The organism is Pantoea alfalfae (assembly GCF_019880205.1).
Classification (GTDB): domain Bacteria; phylum Pseudomonadota; class Gammaproteobacteria; order Enterobacterales; family Enterobacteriaceae; genus Pantoea; species Pantoea alfalfae.
On sequence record NZ_CP082292.1, the window covers coordinates 1,116,791 to 1,133,511 of the forward strand.

At 56.4% G+C, this 16,721-nt stretch carries 16 protein-coding genes; 8 read left to right on the forward strand and 8 right to left on the reverse strand.

Going from position 1 to position 16,721, the window contains the following annotated elements:
• Positions 1 to 76: 76 nt before the first annotated feature.
• Positions 77 to 544, reverse strand: coding sequence for a thioredoxin-dependent thiol peroxidase (bcp, locus tag K6R05_RS05335; RefSeq protein WP_010260016.1), 468 nt, complete (start codon positions 542 to 544; stop codon positions 77 to 79).
• A 151-nt stretch (positions 545 to 695) separates the two neighbouring features.
• Positions 696 to 1,277, reverse strand: a complete 582-nt coding sequence (locus K6R05_RS05340; protein WP_150012539.1) for a glycine cleavage system transcriptional repressor — start codon at positions 1,275 to 1,277, stop codon at positions 696 to 698.
• Between the two features lie 143 nt (positions 1,278 to 1,420).
• On the opposite strand from K6R05_RS05340, the gene dapA reads away from it, so the two are divergent.
• The 6 genes from dapA (at position 1,421) to ypfH (ending at position 7,938) form a co-directional block, all read left to right on the forward strand.
• Entirely contained in the window at positions 1,421 to 2,299 is an 879-nt protein-coding gene (gene dapA / locus K6R05_RS05345) for a 4-hydroxy-tetrahydrodipicolinate synthase (protein WP_161736412.1), read from the forward strand.
• A gap of 14 nt (positions 2,300 to 2,313) precedes the next feature.
• Positions 2,314 to 3,345 carry an outer membrane protein assembly factor BamC gene (gene bamC, locus K6R05_RS05350; protein WP_222925146.1) on the forward strand — a complete coding sequence of 344 codons (1,032 nt, stop codon included), beginning with the start codon at positions 2,314 to 2,316 and terminating at the stop codon, positions 3,343 to 3,345.
• 145 nt (positions 3,346 to 3,490) lie between these two features.
• On the forward strand, positions 3,491 to 4,204 hold the full coding sequence (purC, locus tag K6R05_RS05355) for a phosphoribosylaminoimidazolesuccinocarboxamide synthase (RefSeq protein WP_010260002.1): 714 nt from the start codon (positions 3,491 to 3,493) through the stop codon (positions 4,202 to 4,204).
• A 140-nt stretch (positions 4,205 to 4,344) separates the two neighbouring features.
• Positions 4,345 to 5,211, forward strand: coding sequence for a KPN_02809 family neutral zinc metallopeptidase (ypfJ, locus tag K6R05_RS05360; RefSeq protein ID WP_161736414.1), 867 nt, complete (start codon positions 4,345 to 4,347; stop codon positions 5,209 to 5,211).
• On the forward strand, positions 5,211 to 7,184 hold the full coding sequence (locus K6R05_RS05365) for a tRNA(Met) cytidine acetyltransferase TmcA (protein WP_222925459.1): 1,974 nt from the start codon (positions 5,211 to 5,213) through the stop codon (positions 7,182 to 7,184). The genes ypfJ and K6R05_RS05365 overlap by 1 nt, the downstream gene beginning before the upstream one ends.
• Before the next feature lie 73 nt (positions 7,185 to 7,257).
• Complete coding sequence (gene ypfH / locus K6R05_RS05370) at positions 7,258 to 7,938, forward strand: esterase (protein ID WP_161736415.1); 681 nt, start codon at positions 7,258 to 7,260, stop codon at positions 7,936 to 7,938.
• A gap of 31 nt (positions 7,939 to 7,969) precedes the next feature.
• Here the strand turns inward: ypfH and K6R05_RS05375 are convergent, their stop codons facing one another.
• From K6R05_RS05375 to K6R05_RS05385, 3 genes are read right to left on the reverse strand one after another with little or no spacing between them, the layout of a single operon-like run.
• Positions 7,970 to 8,158 carry a YpfN family protein gene (locus K6R05_RS05375; RefSeq protein WP_003848800.1) on the reverse strand — a complete coding sequence of 63 codons (189 nt, stop codon included), beginning with the start codon at positions 8,156 to 8,158 and terminating at the stop codon, positions 7,970 to 7,972.
• A 22-nt stretch (positions 8,159 to 8,180) separates the two neighbouring features.
• A complete protein-coding gene (dapE, locus tag K6R05_RS05380; RefSeq protein WP_161736416.1) occupies positions 8,181 to 9,308 on the reverse strand; it encodes a succinyl-diaminopimelate desuccinylase in 1,128 nt (375 codons plus the stop codon).
• Position 9,309: 1 nt separating this feature from the next.
• The gene (locus K6R05_RS05385) at positions 9,310 to 9,678 is read right to left on the reverse strand and encodes an ArsC family reductase (protein WP_161736417.1); all 369 of its coding nucleotides are present in this window, start codon (positions 9,676 to 9,678) and stop codon (positions 9,310 to 9,312) included.
• 428 nt (positions 9,679 to 10,106) lie between these two features.
• Here K6R05_RS05385 and K6R05_RS22485 point away from each other — a divergent pair, with 428 nt between their 5' ends.
• The gene (locus K6R05_RS22485; RefSeq protein WP_488262409.1) at positions 10,107 to 10,154 is read left to right on the forward strand and encodes a hypothetical protein; all 48 of its coding nucleotides are present in this window, start codon (positions 10,107 to 10,109) and stop codon (positions 10,152 to 10,154) included.
• A 99-nt stretch (positions 10,155 to 10,253) separates the two neighbouring features.
• On the opposite strand, the gene acrD is transcribed toward K6R05_RS22485, so the two are convergent.
• The 3 genes from acrD to narQ form a co-directional block, all read right to left on the reverse strand.
• On the reverse strand, positions 10,254 to 13,370 hold the full coding sequence (acrD, locus tag K6R05_RS05390) for a multidrug efflux RND transporter permease AcrD (protein WP_222925147.1): 3,117 nt from the start codon (positions 13,368 to 13,370) through the stop codon (positions 10,254 to 10,256).
• 168 nt (positions 13,371 to 13,538) lie between these two features.
• Positions 13,539 to 14,168: a response regulator gene (locus K6R05_RS05395; protein ID WP_161736419.1), complete on the reverse strand. Its 630-nt coding sequence runs from the start codon at positions 14,166 to 14,168 to the stop codon at positions 13,539 to 13,541.
• A 129-nt stretch (positions 14,169 to 14,297) separates the two neighbouring features.
• Positions 14,298 to 15,986, reverse strand: coding sequence for a nitrate/nitrite two-component system sensor histidine kinase NarQ (gene narQ / locus K6R05_RS05400; protein WP_222925148.1), 1,689 nt, complete (start codon positions 15,984 to 15,986; stop codon positions 14,298 to 14,300).
• A gap of 253 nt (positions 15,987 to 16,239) precedes the next feature.
• On the opposite strand from narQ, the gene K6R05_RS05405 reads away from it, so the two are divergent.
• On the forward strand, positions 16,240 to 16,512 hold the full coding sequence (locus K6R05_RS05405; RefSeq protein ID WP_161736421.1) for a YdgH/BhsA/McbA family protein: 273 nt from the start codon (positions 16,240 to 16,242) through the stop codon (positions 16,510 to 16,512).
• Positions 16,513 to 16,721 lie beyond the last annotated feature (209 nt).

The window sequence follows — 16,721 nt, forward strand, 5'->3', positions numbered from 1 at the left end:
TTTTTTTACGGCAGGGAAGCGTGAAAGGAAAGAAGATAAGCAGGGCGCGGTGGTCGGGCTACCGCGCCCCTCAACATCAGGCTGACTTAACGTAATCCAGCACCATGTCGTGGTGATTCGAGGTCTTAAAGTTATCAAACACTTTCTCAATCCTGCCTTCAGCGTCAATCAGGAAGCTGATGCGATGAATGCCGTCATAGGTTTTCCCCATAAAGGTTTTTTCACCCCAGACGCCAAACGCCTGGCAGACTTCATGATTTTCATCTGACAGCAGTGTGAAGTTCAGCAGCTCTTTTTCGACAAACTTTGACAGTTTTTCCGGTTTGTCAGTGCTGATACCCAGGACTTCCACGCCCGCTTTTTTCAACTCATCCATGTTGTCACGCAGACCGCACGCCTGCACGGTACAGCCTGGCGTCATCGCTTTCGGGTAGAAGTACACCAGAACGCGCTGTCCCTGGAAGTCGGTCAGATTCACGTGTTCGCCGTCCTGGTCGGGCAGGCTAAATGCAGGTGCAGTATCTCCGGCTTTCAGTGGATTCATCACATCTCTCCATTTTCTTATTCAGGCTGTGGGTAATACACCATCCGGGCCGAAACGACCAGAGGGAACATTACCATCAGGGGGGATTTCACCACATAGCCGATCACGCGTCAGGCATGTGGAGAAATAGCTCCGGTTTATTAACTAAAGCTTAGCGTACCGCGCTGACAGATTCGCTGCTGTCGGCGTCAGACACACTGTAGAGACGCAGCGTTCCCTGCGCATTCAGCTCCTGACACAGGGTATTAAAAGCCTGCTCAAAAGTGGTGCCACTGGTTCGTGTTGGACTGTGGGCGGTCATTTGAATATAGAGCGTTGGTGGCAAATTGTGTTGCGCGGGTGTGATACGCGACACCAGTTCGGCCACATTCATCTGATGCTTATCAATAAGATCGGTAAAGCGTTCAATAATATGCGGCGAGTCGGCCACTTCCACCTGAATGAACGCGGTATCGGGCATCGGCGGACGAACCCCGGCGTTGGTGCGCTTCATGACGATAAGCAGCTCCAGCTCTGCGCCTTTCAGCGGCAGCGTCGATTCAATCAGCGTAATTGCGTTCCAGCTGCCCGACAGCAGCATGATAAAGGTGAACTCATCCCCAAGCATGGCAAGACGGCTATCTTCAATATTGCAACCGCAGCTGCTGACGTGTCGGGTAATCGTATTGACGATACCCGGCCGATCAACACCGAGCGCGGTGATCACCAGATGATGGGGCTGAGATTGCGGCAAAATGGCTTTTCCTCTGCTTTCGCTAATAACCATAAGGTAAACATAAAAAAAACTGCTGACAAGCGCGGGAATGGCGTGGCTTGCTTGCTTTTCCCTAAGTGTAAAACGTACCATGAAGCACTTGTTTGTCGAGGGGATCGCCAATGTTTACGGGAAGTATTGTTGCACTCGTTACGCCAATGGATGACAGCGGTAATGTCTGCCGGTTGAGTCTGAAAAAACTGATTGATTATCACGTCGCCAGCGGCACCGCGGCGATCGTTTCCGTCGGCACCACAGGCGAATCTGCAACCCTGAGCCATGAAGAACATGGTGATGTGGTGATGCTGACCCTGGAACTGGCCGATGGCCGTATTCCGGTGATTGCCGGAACCGGTGCAAATGCCACCGCTGAAGGCATCTCTCTGACGAAGCGTTTTGAAAATTCCGGCGTAGTGGGTTGCCTGACCGTGACGCCTTATTACAATCGTCCGACGCAGGAAGGGCTGTTCCAGCACTTTAAAGCGATTGCGAATAGCACCAGCCTGCCGCAGATGCTGTATAACGTTCCCTCGCGTACCGGTTGTGACATGCTGCCGGAAACCGTTGCCCGCCTGGCCGAAATTAAAAATATTATCGGAATCAAAGAGGCAACCGGGAACTTATCGCGGGTTAGTCAGATCCAAGAGCTGGTTAATGAAGACTTTATTCTGGTGAGTGGCGATGACGCGACTGCGCTGGACTTTATGCAACTGGGCGGCAAAGGCGTCATTTCGGTGACCGCAAATGTGGCTGCACGTGAGATGGTCGAGCTGTGTCAACTCGCACAGCAGGGCAATTTCGTTGAGGCACGCCGCCTGAATCAGCGTCTGATGCACCTGCACCAGACGCTTTTCTGTGAACCCAATCCTATCCCGGTGAAATGGGCTGCGAAACAGCTAGGATTAATCGCTAACGACACGCTGCGTCTGCCAATGACGCCACTGACTGCAGCCGGCCAGCCGAAAGTGGAGCAGGCGCTGGTGAAAGCGGGTTTGCGATAATTTAGGGAGTTTGAATGAATTACTCAGTAAAGCGGTCAACAGTAGCCACAGTAGTCGGGCTTTCTACTCTGATGCTGTTGTCGGCCTGTTCAAGCGATCAGCGTTATAAGCGCCAGGTCAGCGGTGACGAATCTTATCTTGAAGCCAGCCAGTTAAGTGAACTGAAAGCACCAGCCGGTATGATCCTGCCGGTTCAGCGTGGTGACTATGATGTGCCGCGCACCAGCAGCCAGGCACCAACCGGCAAGCAGCTCGACATCCGTCCGCCAGCCCAGCCGCTGGCGCTGATGAACGGGACCCGCGCGCAGTTCAGCAACAATACCGGTGCGCTGATGATCGACAACAGCCGCGGTTCAGTCTGGTCACGGGTCGTTAACGTCGTTGAGTCAAACAAATTCCCGATTGCTTCACGTAACGATGCCGGTCAGCAGCTGACGACCGACTGGGTGCAGTGGAACCGTGCTGATGAAGATCAGCAGTATCGTGGCCGCTATCAGATCAGCGTGCAGTCGCAGAGCTATCAGCAGCAGCTTACCGTGCGCCTGCTGGAGCTGCAGCAGGATGGTAAAACCATTACGTCGCCTGTGCAGATCCAGCGTTACACCGCGCAGATGATGAATGAAATCAGCAGCGGTCTGGACAAAATTGATACCGCCAGTGAAAACGCGGCATCAGGTCTGGTAAGTGGTGCTATTGATGTGCAGAGCGGCGCAGATGACACCGGTCTGCCCATGCTGATTCTGCGTACGCCATACAATGTGGCATGGCAGCGTTTACCAGATGCGATGAAACGCGTTGGAATGGAAGTGACCGATACCACCCGCTCAACCGGCAGCATGAAGGTGACTTACAAGTCACCGGGCAGCAGCGACTGGGATTCAGTGGGTGCAAAAGATCCGGAATTACCAAACGGTGATTACAAAGTGCAGGTCGGCGATCTCGACAACCGCACCAGCCTGCAATTCATCGACCCGAAAGGGCATGTGCTGACCCAGTCGCAGAACGATGCGCTGGTGGCCGTGTTCCAGGCGGCGCTGAACAAATAAAGTTGCCTCAGGCCGGAGATTCTCCGGCCTTTTTATTTTGTTTTTGGCATACTAGCGCGCGGCGAAGTAAACGATTGCGTCAAGGCAATCGCCGCAGCGGCACTGGTCGCTGAACACCCGTTATTTCAAGTCTGGAGTGAACAAGATGCAAAAGCGAGCTGAGTTGTATCGCGGTAAAGCGAAAACTGTATATAGCACCGATAACCCGGATCTGCTGATACTCGAATTCCGCAACGATACGTCAGCAGGTGATGGTGCCCGAATCGAGCAGTTTGATCGCAAAGGAATGGTTAACAACAAGTTTAACCACTTCATTATGACCAAATTGCAGGAAGCAGGTATCCCGACCCAGATGGAAGCGCTGCTGTCCGATACCGAAGCGCTGGTGAAGAAGCTGGAGATGGTGCCGGTTGAGTGCGTGGTGCGTAACCGTGCCGCAGGCTCGCTGGTAAAGCGTCTGGGCGTGGAAGAGGGCATTGTGCTCAATCCGCCGCTGTTTGATCTTTTCCTGAAAGATGATGCAAAACACGACCCAATGGTCAACGAATCTTACTGCGAAACCTTTGGCTGGGTCAGCAAACAGAACCTGGCGCGGATGCAGGAGCTGACCTTTAAAGCCAACGAGGTGCTGAGCAAACTGTTCGACGATGCGGGCCTGATTCTGGTCGACTTCAAACTGGAATTTGGTCTGTTTAACGGCGAAGTGACGCTGGGCGATGAGTTTTCGCCAGACGGTGCACGCCTGTGGGATAAAGAGACGCTGGATAAAATGGACAAAGACCGTTTCCGTCAGAGCCTTGGCGGCGTGGTTGAAGCCTATGAAGCCGTGGCACAGCGGCTTGGTGTGAAACTCGACTGAGTTTGCCTGCAGCGCAGAAAGAAAGCACACAGAACAAGGAGAGCCCCGGCTCTCCTTTTTTCATTTCAGGGTAAAGCTGGTGATTGCCCCGTCACACAACTAAAATCATGCCATCTGAAAAATGACTGAGGGAATACAGCATGCGCTGGCAAGGGCGTCGCGAAAGCGACAATGTAGAGGACCGTCGCGATCAATCGTCCGGTTTAGGTGGCGGAGGCCGCCAGATTCGTCTGCCGCGTGGCAAAGGCGGTATCGTATTGCTGATCGTGGTGGCAGTCGCCGGTTATTACGGATATGACCTGACCGGACTGCTGACGGGGGGGGATGTCGCACCGACCAGCCAGCAGCAACAGCGCAGCGTCAGTGCCAATGATGACGAGGCCGCGAAATTCACGAAAGTGATCCTGGCTACAACGGAAGACACCTGGGGCAAACTGTTCCAGCAGATGAACAAACAGTATGTGGCGCCGAAGCTGGTGATGTATCGCGGTGCAACCCGCACCGGCTGCGGAACCGGACAGTCTGTGATGGGACCGTTCTACTGTCCTGCCGATCAGACCGTCTACATCGACCTCTCTTTCTATGACGAGATGAAAACTAAGCTGGGTGCAGGCGGTGACTTCGCCCAGGGCTACGTCGTCGCGCATGAAGTTGGCCATCATGTCCAGAAACTGCTGGGCATTGAGCCGAAAGTGCGTGAAATGCAGCAGGGTGCCAGCGAGAAGCAGGTGAATCAGCTCTCCGTCAAAATGGAACTGCAGGCGGACTGTTTTGCGGGTGTCTGGGGACACTATATGCAGAAGGAAAACGTTCTTGAAGCAGGCGATCTGCAGGAAGCGCTGAATGCCGCTGAGGCGATTGGCGATGACCGTCTGCAGCAGAAAGGTCAGGGCCGCGTCGTGCCGGACAGCTTCACCCACGGTACTTCTGAGCAGCGCTACACCTGGTTTAAGCGCGGGTTTGATGGTGGCGATCCAGGACAGTGCAACACCTTCGCCAGCAACTGATGAACCCAACGCAGCTTATGCAACAGGCCGGTGTGCGTCGTCTGGCAGTCATCAGCGGCGACCCGGCCTGGTGCTTAGATCGGGCTGCGGCGTGGCGTGAAGCGCTGCCAGGCGACTGGCTGGCGCTGAGTCCGGCGCCACTATTTTCTGATTCATCTGACGAGTCAGCTCTGCACAGGCAGCCTGGCGCGGTACGCACGCTGCTGGGACGCGAGTTCCATCATGCGATATTCGATGCACGCCAGGGCTTTCATGCCGAGGCTTTCGCTGCGCTGGCCGGTACGCTGACCGCCGGTAGCTGGCTGCTGCTGCTGGTGCCGCCCTGGCAAGCGTGGCCGCAACAGCCTGACAGCGACAGCCTGCGCTGGGCGGACGTCGCTGAACCCATCTCAACCCCTCATTTTGTTCACCACCTGCAACAGCTGATCCTGGCGGATGACCAGGTGCTGCTGGAGCGGCAGCATCAGCCCTGCCGTTTTCCGGCGCAGCCGGACTGGCCGCAGTGGCACTGTCAGGCACCACAGCAGCAGCAGGCGATCCTCGATAAGCTGATCGCGCTGCCCTCGGGTATCGCCGTACTGACCGCTGCCCGTGGACGGGGTAAATCGGCGCTGGCGGGAATGCTGGCCCGGCAAAACAGACATTGCCTGGTGACGGCACCGGCCAAAGCCTCAACAGAGGTGCTGGCTGCTTTTGCCGCTGAGCATTTTCACTTTATGGCACCTGATGCACTGCTGGCGCAGGAGACGCCGCCACCGGCGGAGTGGCTGATTGTGGATGAAGCCGCGGCGATCCCGGCCCCGCTGCTGCAGGCGCTGGTCAGCCGCTATCCCCGCATATTGCTCACCACCACCGTTCAGGGCTATGAAGGCAGCGGGCGCGGCTTTATCCTTAAATTCTGCGCCGGGCTTACCGGGGTTCACTATTTCACACTGGATGAGCCGCTACGCTGGTCGCGTTTTGATCCGCTGGAGCAGTGGCTGAATCAGGCGCTGCTGTTTGACGATGCCAGCGCCAGTGCGCCTGATACTCTGGTAACACCGCATCGTGTTGAACGTCACGATTTCAGCGCGCTTGAAGCCGCTTACCGTCTGCTCACCAGCGCGCACTATCGCACGTCGCCGCTTGATCTGCGCCGCCTGCTGGATGCACCAGGTATGCAGCTGTGGCGGGTGGGCAATGCACCTGCGTTACAGGGCGCGCTCTGGCTGGTGGAGGAGGGCGGTCTTGAACCTGAGCTGGCGCAGGCGGTCTGGGCGGGCATCCGGCGACCGCGCGGCAATCTGGTTGCGCAGTCGCTGGCAGCCCACGCCGGTCTGGCTGAGGCGGCAACCCTGCGCTCGCAGCGCATCAGCCGGATTGCCGTGGCGGCGGAGAGCCGTCGTCGGGGAACCGGACAGCAGCTTGTTGCGGCGGCGGTTAATGCGGCTGCCGATCACGACTACCTCTCTGTCAGCTTCGGCTACACTGAATCACTCTGGGCGTTCTGGCGTGCCTGTGGCTTTGCTCTGGTGCGGATTGGCAGTCAGCGCGAAGCCAGCAGCGGCTGTTACGCGGCGATGGCCATATTGCCCTGTTCTGCTGCGGGTGAGGCACTGACGCGCCGGGCAGCAGAACAGCTGGCGCGTGACTGGCCGCGATTGCAACAGCATATCGCGCTGGAACTGCAGTTTGATAAGACCACAGATGATGGATTGATCGCTCAGGATAACCATCTGGCCATCGGTTTCGCCTGGGCGCAGCGGCCACTGGAGGCGAGCCTGCCGGTATTGCAGCGCCTGGTTGAGTCCAGTGCCGTCTCCGTACCGCTGCTGGCCTCCGCGGTTGCTGCACCTGATGCGCTAAGCGACCTGGCCCGGCAGGCGGGCTTAAGCGGCCGCAAAGCGCTGATAGCTAAGCTACGTCAGCAGGCGGCTTCAGCCCTCGAAAGCCTGGGCGTTACTGCTGACGCGCTGCATCTGCCGTTGAAATAATTCGACCAGCTGGTTCAAATTATCCCCATATCATTTTGTGCCAGGCGGCGTAGAGTGAACACAGGAGGTCAACATGACACTGAAATATGTAATCGTTCAACAGCCTGCCACCACCGCACAGCTGTTTCTGCTCTATCACGGCGTTGGCGACAACCCGGATTCAATGGGTGAGATTGGCAACTGGTTTGCGAAAACTTTTCCCGACGCGCTGGTGGTTTCCGTCGGTTCACCCGGCGTGGTTCGTCAGTGGTTTGGCGAGACTGACCTGCACGATCAGACTATCCAGCAGCGGGTTGATGCGGCAATGCCGCAGTTTGTTGCGTCGGTGCGTCACTGGCAGAAAAAGAGCGGCGTGCGGCCGGAAGCGACAGCCTTAATCGGTTTTTCGCAGGGCGGCAGTATGGTGCTGGAAGGGGTTAAAGCCCATCCGGACCTGGCAGGTCGCGCAGTGGTGTTTAATGGCCGATTTATTACCCTGCCGGAAAAGGCCACTACCCGCACCACGATTCACCTGATCCACGGTGATTATGATGAACAGATCCCGCTTCACCATGCCCGGGAGGCGGAACAGCGGCTGACCGCCTGCGGTGGCGACGTGACACTCGATATCGTTGACGATCTGGCGCATGCCATCGATCACCGCAGCATGGAGCTGGCGCTGAATCATCTGCGCTATACGGTGCCAAAACGCTACTTTGATGAGGCGTTAAGCGGCGCAAAACCGGGTGACGATGACGTTATCGTGATGATGTAAAAAAGCCCCTGCAGTGCAGGGGCTTTTTCATTTACTTCTTCTTCGGCCAGTTGTCGTCGTCATCCCATTTATCGTTGAAATCACGATGCGGTGGCAGGTCAGGTTTGTTATCCATAAATTTTTTGTGATCGATGCGTTTCAGATCTTTATAAACATTCATCAACACACCAACCATCAGCAGGATCACCAGGATCCACCAGTAATCTTTAATAAATTCCATTTGATGCTCCTTAACATCGCCGTCAGGCGATCAGTTGTTCCATGATGCGCTGGTACATCCGGCTCAGCATCTGCAGGTCGGAGGCTTTCACACACTCATTGATTTTGTGAATGGTGGCATTCACCGGCCCCAGCTCCACCACCTGCGCGCCCATCCGGGCTATAAACCGGCCATCAGAGGTGCCGCCCGTGGTCAGCAGCTGCGGCTTAATTTCATTATAGTGCGCTACAGCTTTCACGACGGCATCCACCAGCTTACCGCGTGAGGTCAGGAAGGGCTGCCCCGAAAGTTTCCACTCGATGGTATAACGCAGCTGATGACGATCCAGCAACTCTGCGACCCGCTGACGGATCATCTCATCGGTGAGTTCGGTGCTGAAGCGGAAGTTGAACTGCACAAACAGCTCGCCGGGGATCACATTGTTGCTGCCGGTGCCCGCCTGGACATTTGCAATCTGCATGCTGGTGGCCGGGAAGAACTCATTTCCCTGATCCCACTCCGTCGCGACCAGCTCAGTCAGCGCAGGCATCGCCCGGTGAACCGGATTATCCGCCAGATGCGGATAGGCGACGTGGCCCTGCACACCGTGTACCGTCAGGTTGGCGGTAATTGAGCCGCGCCGGCCATTCTTCACCACGTCACCGACGACTTCCGTGCTGGAAGGCTCGCCGACCAGGCAATAGTCCAGGCGTTCGCGACGCGCCATCAGCCGCTCAACCACTTTAACCGTGCCGTTGGTCCCACTGGCCTCTTCATCAGAGGTAATCATAAAGGCGAGGCGGCCCCGGTGATGGGGACGCACCGCCACAAAACGTTCGGCGGCCACCACCATGGCCGCCAGCGAGCCTTTCATATCAGCCGCGCCACGGCCAAACAGCATGCCATCGCGGATGGTCGGTTCAAATGGCGGGTTGATCCAGCGACTGGCATCGCCAGGCGGCACCACATCGGTGTGACCGGCAAACGCCAGCGTTTCACCTTCACCACGGGTGGCCCAGAAATTCAGGGTATCGTCGATGTTCATCGTTTCAATCTTAAAGCCAATGGCTTCAAGACGGGCGATCAGCAGAGCCTGACATCCGGCATCATCGGGGCTGAGAGAGGGGCGACGAATAAGCTGCTGCGTCAGCTCAATGACCGGGCAAAACATATTATGACTTCTCCTGAATAGCATTCTGATAGGTGGCTTCGCTGAAACCGGCGAGCAGGGAGCCATCCGGGGTGCGCAACAGCGGACGCTTAATCATGGCGGGATGCGCCAGCATCAGCGCCCTGGCGCTGCTGGCATCGTTAACCGCTTCACGATCAGCCTCGGGCAGTTTACGCCAGGTCGTGCCGCGTGTGTTAATCAGGGCTTCATAGCCCAGCGCATCGATAAATTCCTGCAGCAGGGCATCGCTCAGGCCATCGGCACGGTAGTCGTGAAAGTGATAATCAATACCTGCATCTGTCAAAAAGCGCCGGGCTTTTTTTATGGTGTCGCAATTTTTAATCCCGAACATCACCCACTGCGTGCTCATTGCCCGATCCTTATTGTCCTGTGAGAAGAGAAAGCTGAAAAAAGCAGCCAAAGCGCGAGTTTAGCATAGTGTAATCGGTTGCGGCATCCGCGCTGGCGCGGGAATCAGGCCGGGTGTCCTGCACGCCGTCTCTTAATTTCCCCTCGGGTAAACGCTATCAATTACGCAGGCAATTATTACCCTGCTTATCGATGCGTGCTTAAGAATTTCGCCATGTTGATAAAATAGTCTACCGCTGGGCTTAAAATAAATTATTTTCAATGAGGTTAAGGAGTTGCTGAAATGTGCGTCAGCTTCCAGAATCAGCAAGATTCATGTTTTTGTGAGGCTTGCCGATAGGTATAACAGGTGTAAACGTATTCACCTGCTTAAAAAAAGCGCGTAATATTGCCAGCACAATAAGAGAGGGCATTATGATTGACACTGAAATGGGAACCTGGAAAGAATTTATCGAAGCGATGTTACGCAACAAGTAATACGCTCAGAAAAAAGCAGGTCATTCCCACTTGCTGGAATTCTTACCACACACAGAAATAAAGCGGCCACTGAGTTCAGTGGCCGCTTTTTATTTAGCGTTAGTCGTGCAGTTTCTCTTTAAGCGGGAAGCGACGGCGGACCAGCACAAAGAACAGCGGCACAAAAAAGATCGCCAGCAGCGTGGCGGAGATCATCCCGCCCATCACGCCGGTTCCCACGGCGTGCTGGCTGCCGGAACCTGCACCGCTACTGATTGCCATCGGCAGCACCCCAAAAATAAAGGCCAGCGAGGTCATCAGAATCGGCCGCAGACGCTGACGCGATGCCTCCAGCGTGGACTCCACCAGTTCACGGCCTTTGCTGTTAATCTCATTAGCAAACTCAACAATCAGGATGGCGTTTTTGGCGGATAGCCCCACGACCGTCAGCAGGCCAACCTGGAAATAGACATCATTCTCCAGCCCGCGCATCCAGGTGGCGATAAGCGCGCCCACCACACCCAGCGGCACCACCAGCATTACCGAGAACGGGATCGACCAGCTCTCATACAGCGCGGCCAGGCAGAGGAACACCACCAGCAGCGAAATCGCATAAAGCGCTGGAGCCTGCGAGCCGGAGAGCCGTTCCTGATAAGAAGCACCGGTCCACTGGAACCCGACACCCAGCGGCAGCGCATTGACCAGCTTTTCCATTTCATCCATCGCCGTACCGCTGCTGACGCCATTCGCCGCTTCGCCGACAATCTCCAGCGACGAATAGCCGTTGTAACGTTCAAGGCGTGGTGAACCGGTCTCCCAGCGGCTGGTGGCAAACGCGGAGAAGGGCACCATTTTGCCGCTGCTGTTGCGCACGTACCACTTGTTGATGTCGTCCGGCAGCATGCGGAATTCAGCGGCGGCCTGCACATAGACCTTTTTTACCCGCCCCCGATCCAGGAAGTCATTCACATAGCTGGAGCCCCACGCGGTAGTCAGGGTGTCGTTGATGGTGTCCAGCGACACGCCCAGCGCCTGCGCTTTACGTGCATCCACATCAATCTGCAGCTGCGGGCTGTCATCCAGTCCATTGTGCCGTACCCGCGATAGCGACTTATCGTTGCCCGCCATCTCCAGCAGTTTGTCGCGCATTGCCATCAGTTGCGTATGACCGATACCCGCGTGATCCTGTAGCTGCATGTCAAAGCCGGAGCTGCTGCCCATGCCGGTAATGGCGGGCGGACTGCTGGCAATCACCCGCCCCTCTTTAATTTTCTGAAACGCCTGAGTCGCACGATCGATAATGGTGAATGAGGTGCGATCGGCACCTGGCCGATCTTCCCAGTCTTTCAGCCGCACAAACAGACGTGCCACATTCTGCCCGTTGCCGCCCGGGCCGGCCCCGATGGTAGAGAACACCGACAGCACGTTGGCCTTCTCCTCAGTGAGATAATAGTGTTCAACTTTCGCGACCACGCTGGCGGTTTGCTCAAGCGTTGCGCCCGCCGGAAGCTGAACCTGAGTCAGGAAGACGCCGCGATCTTCCAGCGGCAGAAACGAGGTTGGCAGACGCAGAAACAGAAACGCCATCAGGCCGATAATGCCGAGATAGAGCAGCAGCCAGCGACCGCCCCTGCGCAGAATGCCTGCAACGCCGCGCTGATAGCGGTCAGCATTGCGATTGAAGTGACGATTGAACCAGCCGAAGAAACCGCGACGCTCAGGCTGCTCGCCCTTCACCACGGGTTTCAGCAACGTGGCACACAGCGCCGGTGTCAGGATCATCGCGACCAGCACCGACAGCACCATTGCCGAAACAATGGTGATGGAGAACTGACGGTAAATCGCGCCGACGGTACCGCCAAAAAATGCCATCGGCACAAACACCGCAGAGAGCACCAGCGCGATACCAACCAGTGCGCCCTGAATCTGGCCCATCGATTTTCGCGTGGCGGCACGCGGCGAGAGCCCCTCTTCGTGCATGATACGTTCGACGTTCTCCACCACGACGATGGCATCGTCTACCAGCAGCCCTATCGCCAGCACCATGGCAAACATGGTCAGGGTATTGATACTGAACCCGCAGGCATAGAGCACGCTGAAGGTACCGAACAGCACGACCGGCACGGCAATGGTCGGGATTAACGTGGCACGGAAGTTCTGCATAAACAGGTACATCACGCCGAAGACCAGCACGATCGCCTCCAGCAGCGTCTTCACCACATCGGTGATCGACGCTTTAACGAACGGCGAGGTTTCATAGGCAATTTTCGCTTCCAGACCGTGCGGGAAGTAGTGCGACAGCTCCTCTATACGTGCACGGACCAGCTTATCGGTGTTCATCTCGTTGGCACCGGACGCAAGTTTTACGCCCAGGCCTGACGCGGGCTGGCCGTTATAGCGGCTCAGATAATCATACTTCTCCGCGCCCAGCGCCACGGTGGCGACATCACCCAGCGTCACCACAGAACCGTCGGGATTGTTCTTCAGCGTAATGGCCCGGAACTGCCCGGGGGTCTGCAGCATCGACTGGGCATTCACCGTCGCGTTCAGCGCCTGCTTCTCTACGGATGGCAGACCACCGACCTGACCCACGGCAACCTGAGTGTTCTGCGACTGAATTGCACTGACCACATCGTCGGTGGTCAGCGCGTAGGCGATCAGTTTGTTAGGGTCGAGCCAGATGCGCATCGCATATTGCGAGCCGTAAGCGTCTACCTGGCCGACACCATCAATACGGCTCAGCGGGTCCTGAATATTACTGGCGACATAGTCTGAAATATCCTGCTTATCCATACTGCCGTCGGTTGAGACGAAAGCGACCATCAGAATATTGCTGTCACCGGTTTTATTGACCGTCACGCCCTGCGACTGAACCGCCTGCGGCAATTTGCGCAGCGCTGACTGCAACTGGTTCTGAACCTGCTGACGGGCTTCATCGGGATTGGTCCCGGCGGTAAAGGTGAGGGTGATCTGTGCCTGACCCGTGTTGCTGCTGTTCGAGGACATGTACATCAGATTATCGATGCCGGTCATGTTCTGCTCGATAACCTGAGTAACGGTGTTCTCCAGCGTCTGGGCGGATGCGCCGGGGTAGTTGGCGGTGATGCGCACGTTGGGTGGTGCCAGATCGGGATACTGTTCAACAGGCAGCGAAATAATCGAAAGCGTGCCGCACAGGCACAGCAGAATCGCCAGAACCCAGGCAAAGATGGGACGGTCGATAAAGAAATTCGACATTAAATCGACACTCCTCAGGGACTTTCATAAGCGTTCAGGCCCACCGGCAACGGGCGCACTGGCCGACAAACCGGATGGTTTTTGCCACGATTTTCCGCCGCCATTTACTCTACGTGCGGCAGCGGGGGAAATCGTGGAGAAATTGAGGAGAAAATGTAAATTCGTTGGCTATTTGCGGCTTTCAAGCCACATTACCGTGGCAGCGACGCGTGAGCGGACATCCAGCTTACGCAGCAGGTTGCGGATATGCACTTTTACGGTCTCTTCAGAAATGTGCAGAATAGCCGCGATCTCTTTGTTCGACAGGCCGCGCGCCACCTCCTGCAGCACGTCGCACTCGCGCCCGGTGAGCTGACGCAGGGGATCGGCACTGTGCTGGCGATTAGCCAGATAACGGGCCACGCCTTCACTGAAGACCTTTTCACCCTGCGATGCCTGCAGAATATGCCCCAGCAGGATTTCCGGCTCGCTGTCCTTAAGCAGATAGCCATCGGCACCCGCATCCACCATGGCGAAGATATCACTGCGGGCATCAGAGACCGTCAGGACCAGAATGCGTGAACTGATCCCTTCATGGCGCAACGCCTTCAGCGTATCCAGCCCGGACATACCTTTCATATTCAGGTCGAGCAGAATAATATCGGGTTCCTGACGGCGGGCCTCGGCCAGCGCTTCCGTGCCGTTGTTGGCTTCTGCGATGACCTCAAGTCGGGGATCCAGCGCCAGCAGCTGACGAACACCGCGGCGCATTAGCGGATGGTCATCCACAATCATCAATGTTAATGCGGGCTGTTGCATAGGTTCTCCATTTCATCGGCTTCAGGCGGCGGCAGAAGAGCAGAGCTGGCACCATAGGGGTCCGTACCCGCTGGCCTGCGCGCTGAGACCGATAGATTATCTGAATAAGTTAACATCACGTCGGGCGCTTTATGTCAGTGAGCGCGCCGGTTGCGGTGGAAAGTGCAGTTCGACCCGGGTGCCCCGTTGCTGAGTGTGAATCGTCAGATTGCCACTCAGGCGCTGGGCACGCTCTGTCATAATCGTCAGACCGTAATGGCCCGCGGGTTCGTCAGTGCTGTTCATTCCCACCCCGTCATCCGTAATTGTCAGTAAGTGCTCACCTTGTTCGCTGTGCTGATAATCCACCCGAATCACCTGCGCGCTGGCGTGACGGATGGCATTCAGCAGCGCCTCACGGGCAATCTGCAACACATGCACCTGCTGTTGTGCCTCAAGACTCTGCAGGCCGGTCTGATAGTTAAAGTGTATCTCTGCGCCGCTTTTTTCCTGCAACGAGGCGATCATCGCCTGCATCGCCGCCACCAGATCCGCCTGCTCAATGGTCAGGCGGAAGGTGGTCAGCAGCTCACGCAGCTGACGGTAGGCATCGGCCAGCGCCTGATCGAAGTCAGCGATAATCGCGTGGGCGGCGCTGTCATCCTTATCCACAGTGCGGCGCAGCAGGGTCAGCTGAATACGTAAAAACGAGAGCGACTGGGCCAGCGAGTCATGTAATTCCCGGGCAATGGTGGCGCGCTCTTCAATCAGCAGCATCTGCTGATATTGCTGCTGTGCCTGCCAGATCCAGATTGCCCGTCCCAGCATCGCCGCCAGGCTGCGCATCAGCTCATTGGGATACGTAACGCCAGCCGACTGCCAGCGCAGTTCGCCAATCTGTTGATCGTCCTGCTGTAACGGCAGACGCTGCCACTCACCGTCAGCCTGAGCATCCCCCGCGCAGAACTGAAACTGGTCGCTGTCCAGCCGGATCGCTGTCAGTTTTTCGCGCGTCAGCACAGTGGTTAACACTGCCTCAAACAGTGCCGGATGCAACGGGCTGGCCGTCAGCATCTGCGAGCTGTCGTAAAGCAGTGACAGCGTGCGATTCGCCTGGGTTAAGTCTTCCGTTTTCGCGCGTACCGTACTTTCCAGTAGTTGATAGTGCGAATGCAGACGCGCCGCCATGCCGCTGAAAGCATGCGACAGTACCCGCAGTTCATTCTGCTGCTCAACGTGCAGCGGCGGAAAAGCAAAGTTGCCGCTTTCGACGTAGCGACTGGCCGTGACCAGCGCATTAAGTGGCCGCACCACCTGCAGCCGGGTAAAGCGAATCGTCATCAGTGCCAGCACGACAATAGCAATGACACCTGCCAGGCTGCTGGCCGCCACCAGACGCATTTTCAGCTCGGTATAGCGCTGCAAACCCAGTACAAAGCGATCAATTTCACCGACGTAGATCGGCACCTGCTGCTGGTATGCCACGGTATCACCCTGCTGCAACTGCTGCTGCAGGGAAGGCCATGCAGCGCGCAGTCGCTGATAGCGAGCGCTGACTTCGCGTGGTACCCAGGGCCGATCCAGCTTTTGCAGCACCGGGGCATCCAGCGTTTGCTGATAGAGCGTCAGGTGATGCGCAAGATTTTGTGGCTGACGGCTGGCGTCCCATGCCATGCGATAGCTCTGCATGCGCAGGGATCCCGCCAGATTGATCGCCTCCGCATCGCGCTGACTGCTGAGCAGCGTGACTAAGGCGAGACCGGTGGTGAGCAGCGACAGCAGGACAATGGCGCTGAGCGCCTTAGCGATGCTTTGAGTAACGGAACGTTTAACAATCACATGGATGGCCCTGTTGAAAGTGCGGGAATTATAAGAGCGCAATAACGTAACGCAAATGATCCATCCCCTGTTTATCGCACAGGCGGTTACACATCGCACATAAAATGACCACAACTGACAGTTCCCAGGATGGGCTACCGATTTGTGGTTAAAAAAGGAACAGGTTTACATCGTCCCGATGTTGCTTTTCATTGCAACGCTAATAATTCATCCAGTCATCAGCTCAACCCGATCACAGATTAAGGAGCATCCAATGAAAAAGCTGAATGCTGTACTGGCGGGCGCATTATTGGCTACCGCTTCCTTTACCGCTTTTGCTGCTGCGCCGGTCGACCGGTCACAGGCTCAGAACATGCAGAGCATCGGCAGCGTGTCAGTCTCCGGCGTTCGCGGCTCACTGGACGATGCGAATCGCCAGTTGTCGCAAAAAGCGGAAGAGATGGGCGCCAGCCATTACCGCGTTATCGGCGTCGATAACCCAGGCGACTCCAGCCTGTGGAGCGGCACCGCAGAGATTTATCGCTAACCCAACCCTCCTGTTTCCATCCCTGTAGCTTTTACCGGCCTGAAAATGGCCGGTTTTTTTGTTTTTGTGCATCAGGATGGATTCTTACAAATCAGCCTGTGCATCTGCCCGGTATATTTTGCTTCGTTCTTGCAGAACGGGTAGGATTCATCGCCGTAAATTCCCGCGCTGCCTGGCACTCACTCACAGGCAAACGCATAGAGGAAAAT

What these genes read in the sequence shown, in the direction of transcription:
- bcp (WP_010260016.1), bottom strand. Translation starts at nt 544, where the DNA reads ATGAATCCACTGAAAGCCGGAGATACTGCACCTGCATTTAGCCTGCCC.
- dapA (WP_161736412.1), top strand. Translation starts at nt 1,421, where the DNA reads ATGTTTACGGGAAGTATTGTTGCACTCGTTACGCCAATGGATGACAGC.
- bamC (WP_222925146.1), top strand. Translation starts at nt 2,314, where the DNA reads ATGAATTACTCAGTAAAGCGGTCAACAGTAGCCACAGTAGTCGGGCTT.
- purC (WP_010260002.1), top strand. Translation starts at nt 3,491, where the DNA reads ATGCAAAAGCGAGCTGAGTTGTATCGCGGTAAAGCGAAAACTGTATAT.
- ypfJ (WP_161736414.1), top strand. Translation starts at nt 4,345, where the DNA reads ATGCGCTGGCAAGGGCGTCGCGAAAGCGACAATGTAGAGGACCGTCGC.
- K6R05_RS05365 (WP_222925459.1), top strand. Translation starts at nt 5,211, where the DNA reads ATGAACCCAACGCAGCTTATGCAACAGGCCGGTGTGCGTCGTCTGGCA.
- ypfH (WP_161736415.1), top strand. Translation starts at nt 7,258, where the DNA reads ATGACACTGAAATATGTAATCGTTCAACAGCCTGCCACCACCGCACAG.
- K6R05_RS05375 (WP_003848800.1), bottom strand. Translation starts at nt 8,158, where the DNA reads ATGGAATTTATTAAAGATTACTGGTGGATCCTGGTGATCCTGCTGATG.
- dapE (WP_161736416.1), bottom strand. Translation starts at nt 9,308, where the DNA reads ATGTTTTGCCCGGTCATTGAGCTGACGCAGCAGCTTATTCGTCGCCCC.
- K6R05_RS05385 (WP_161736417.1), bottom strand. Translation starts at nt 9,678, where the DNA reads ATGAGCACGCAGTGGGTGATGTTCGGGATTAAAAATTGCGACACCATA.
- acrD (WP_222925147.1), bottom strand. Translation starts at nt 13,370, where the DNA reads ATGTCGAATTTCTTTATCGACCGTCCCATCTTTGCCTGGGTTCTGGCG.
- K6R05_RS05395 (WP_161736419.1), bottom strand. Translation starts at nt 14,168, where the DNA reads ATGCAACAGCCCGCATTAACATTGATGATTGTGGATGACCATCCGCTA.
- K6R05_RS05405 (WP_161736421.1), top strand. Translation starts at nt 16,240, where the DNA reads ATGAAAAAGCTGAATGCTGTACTGGCGGGCGCATTATTGGCTACCGCT.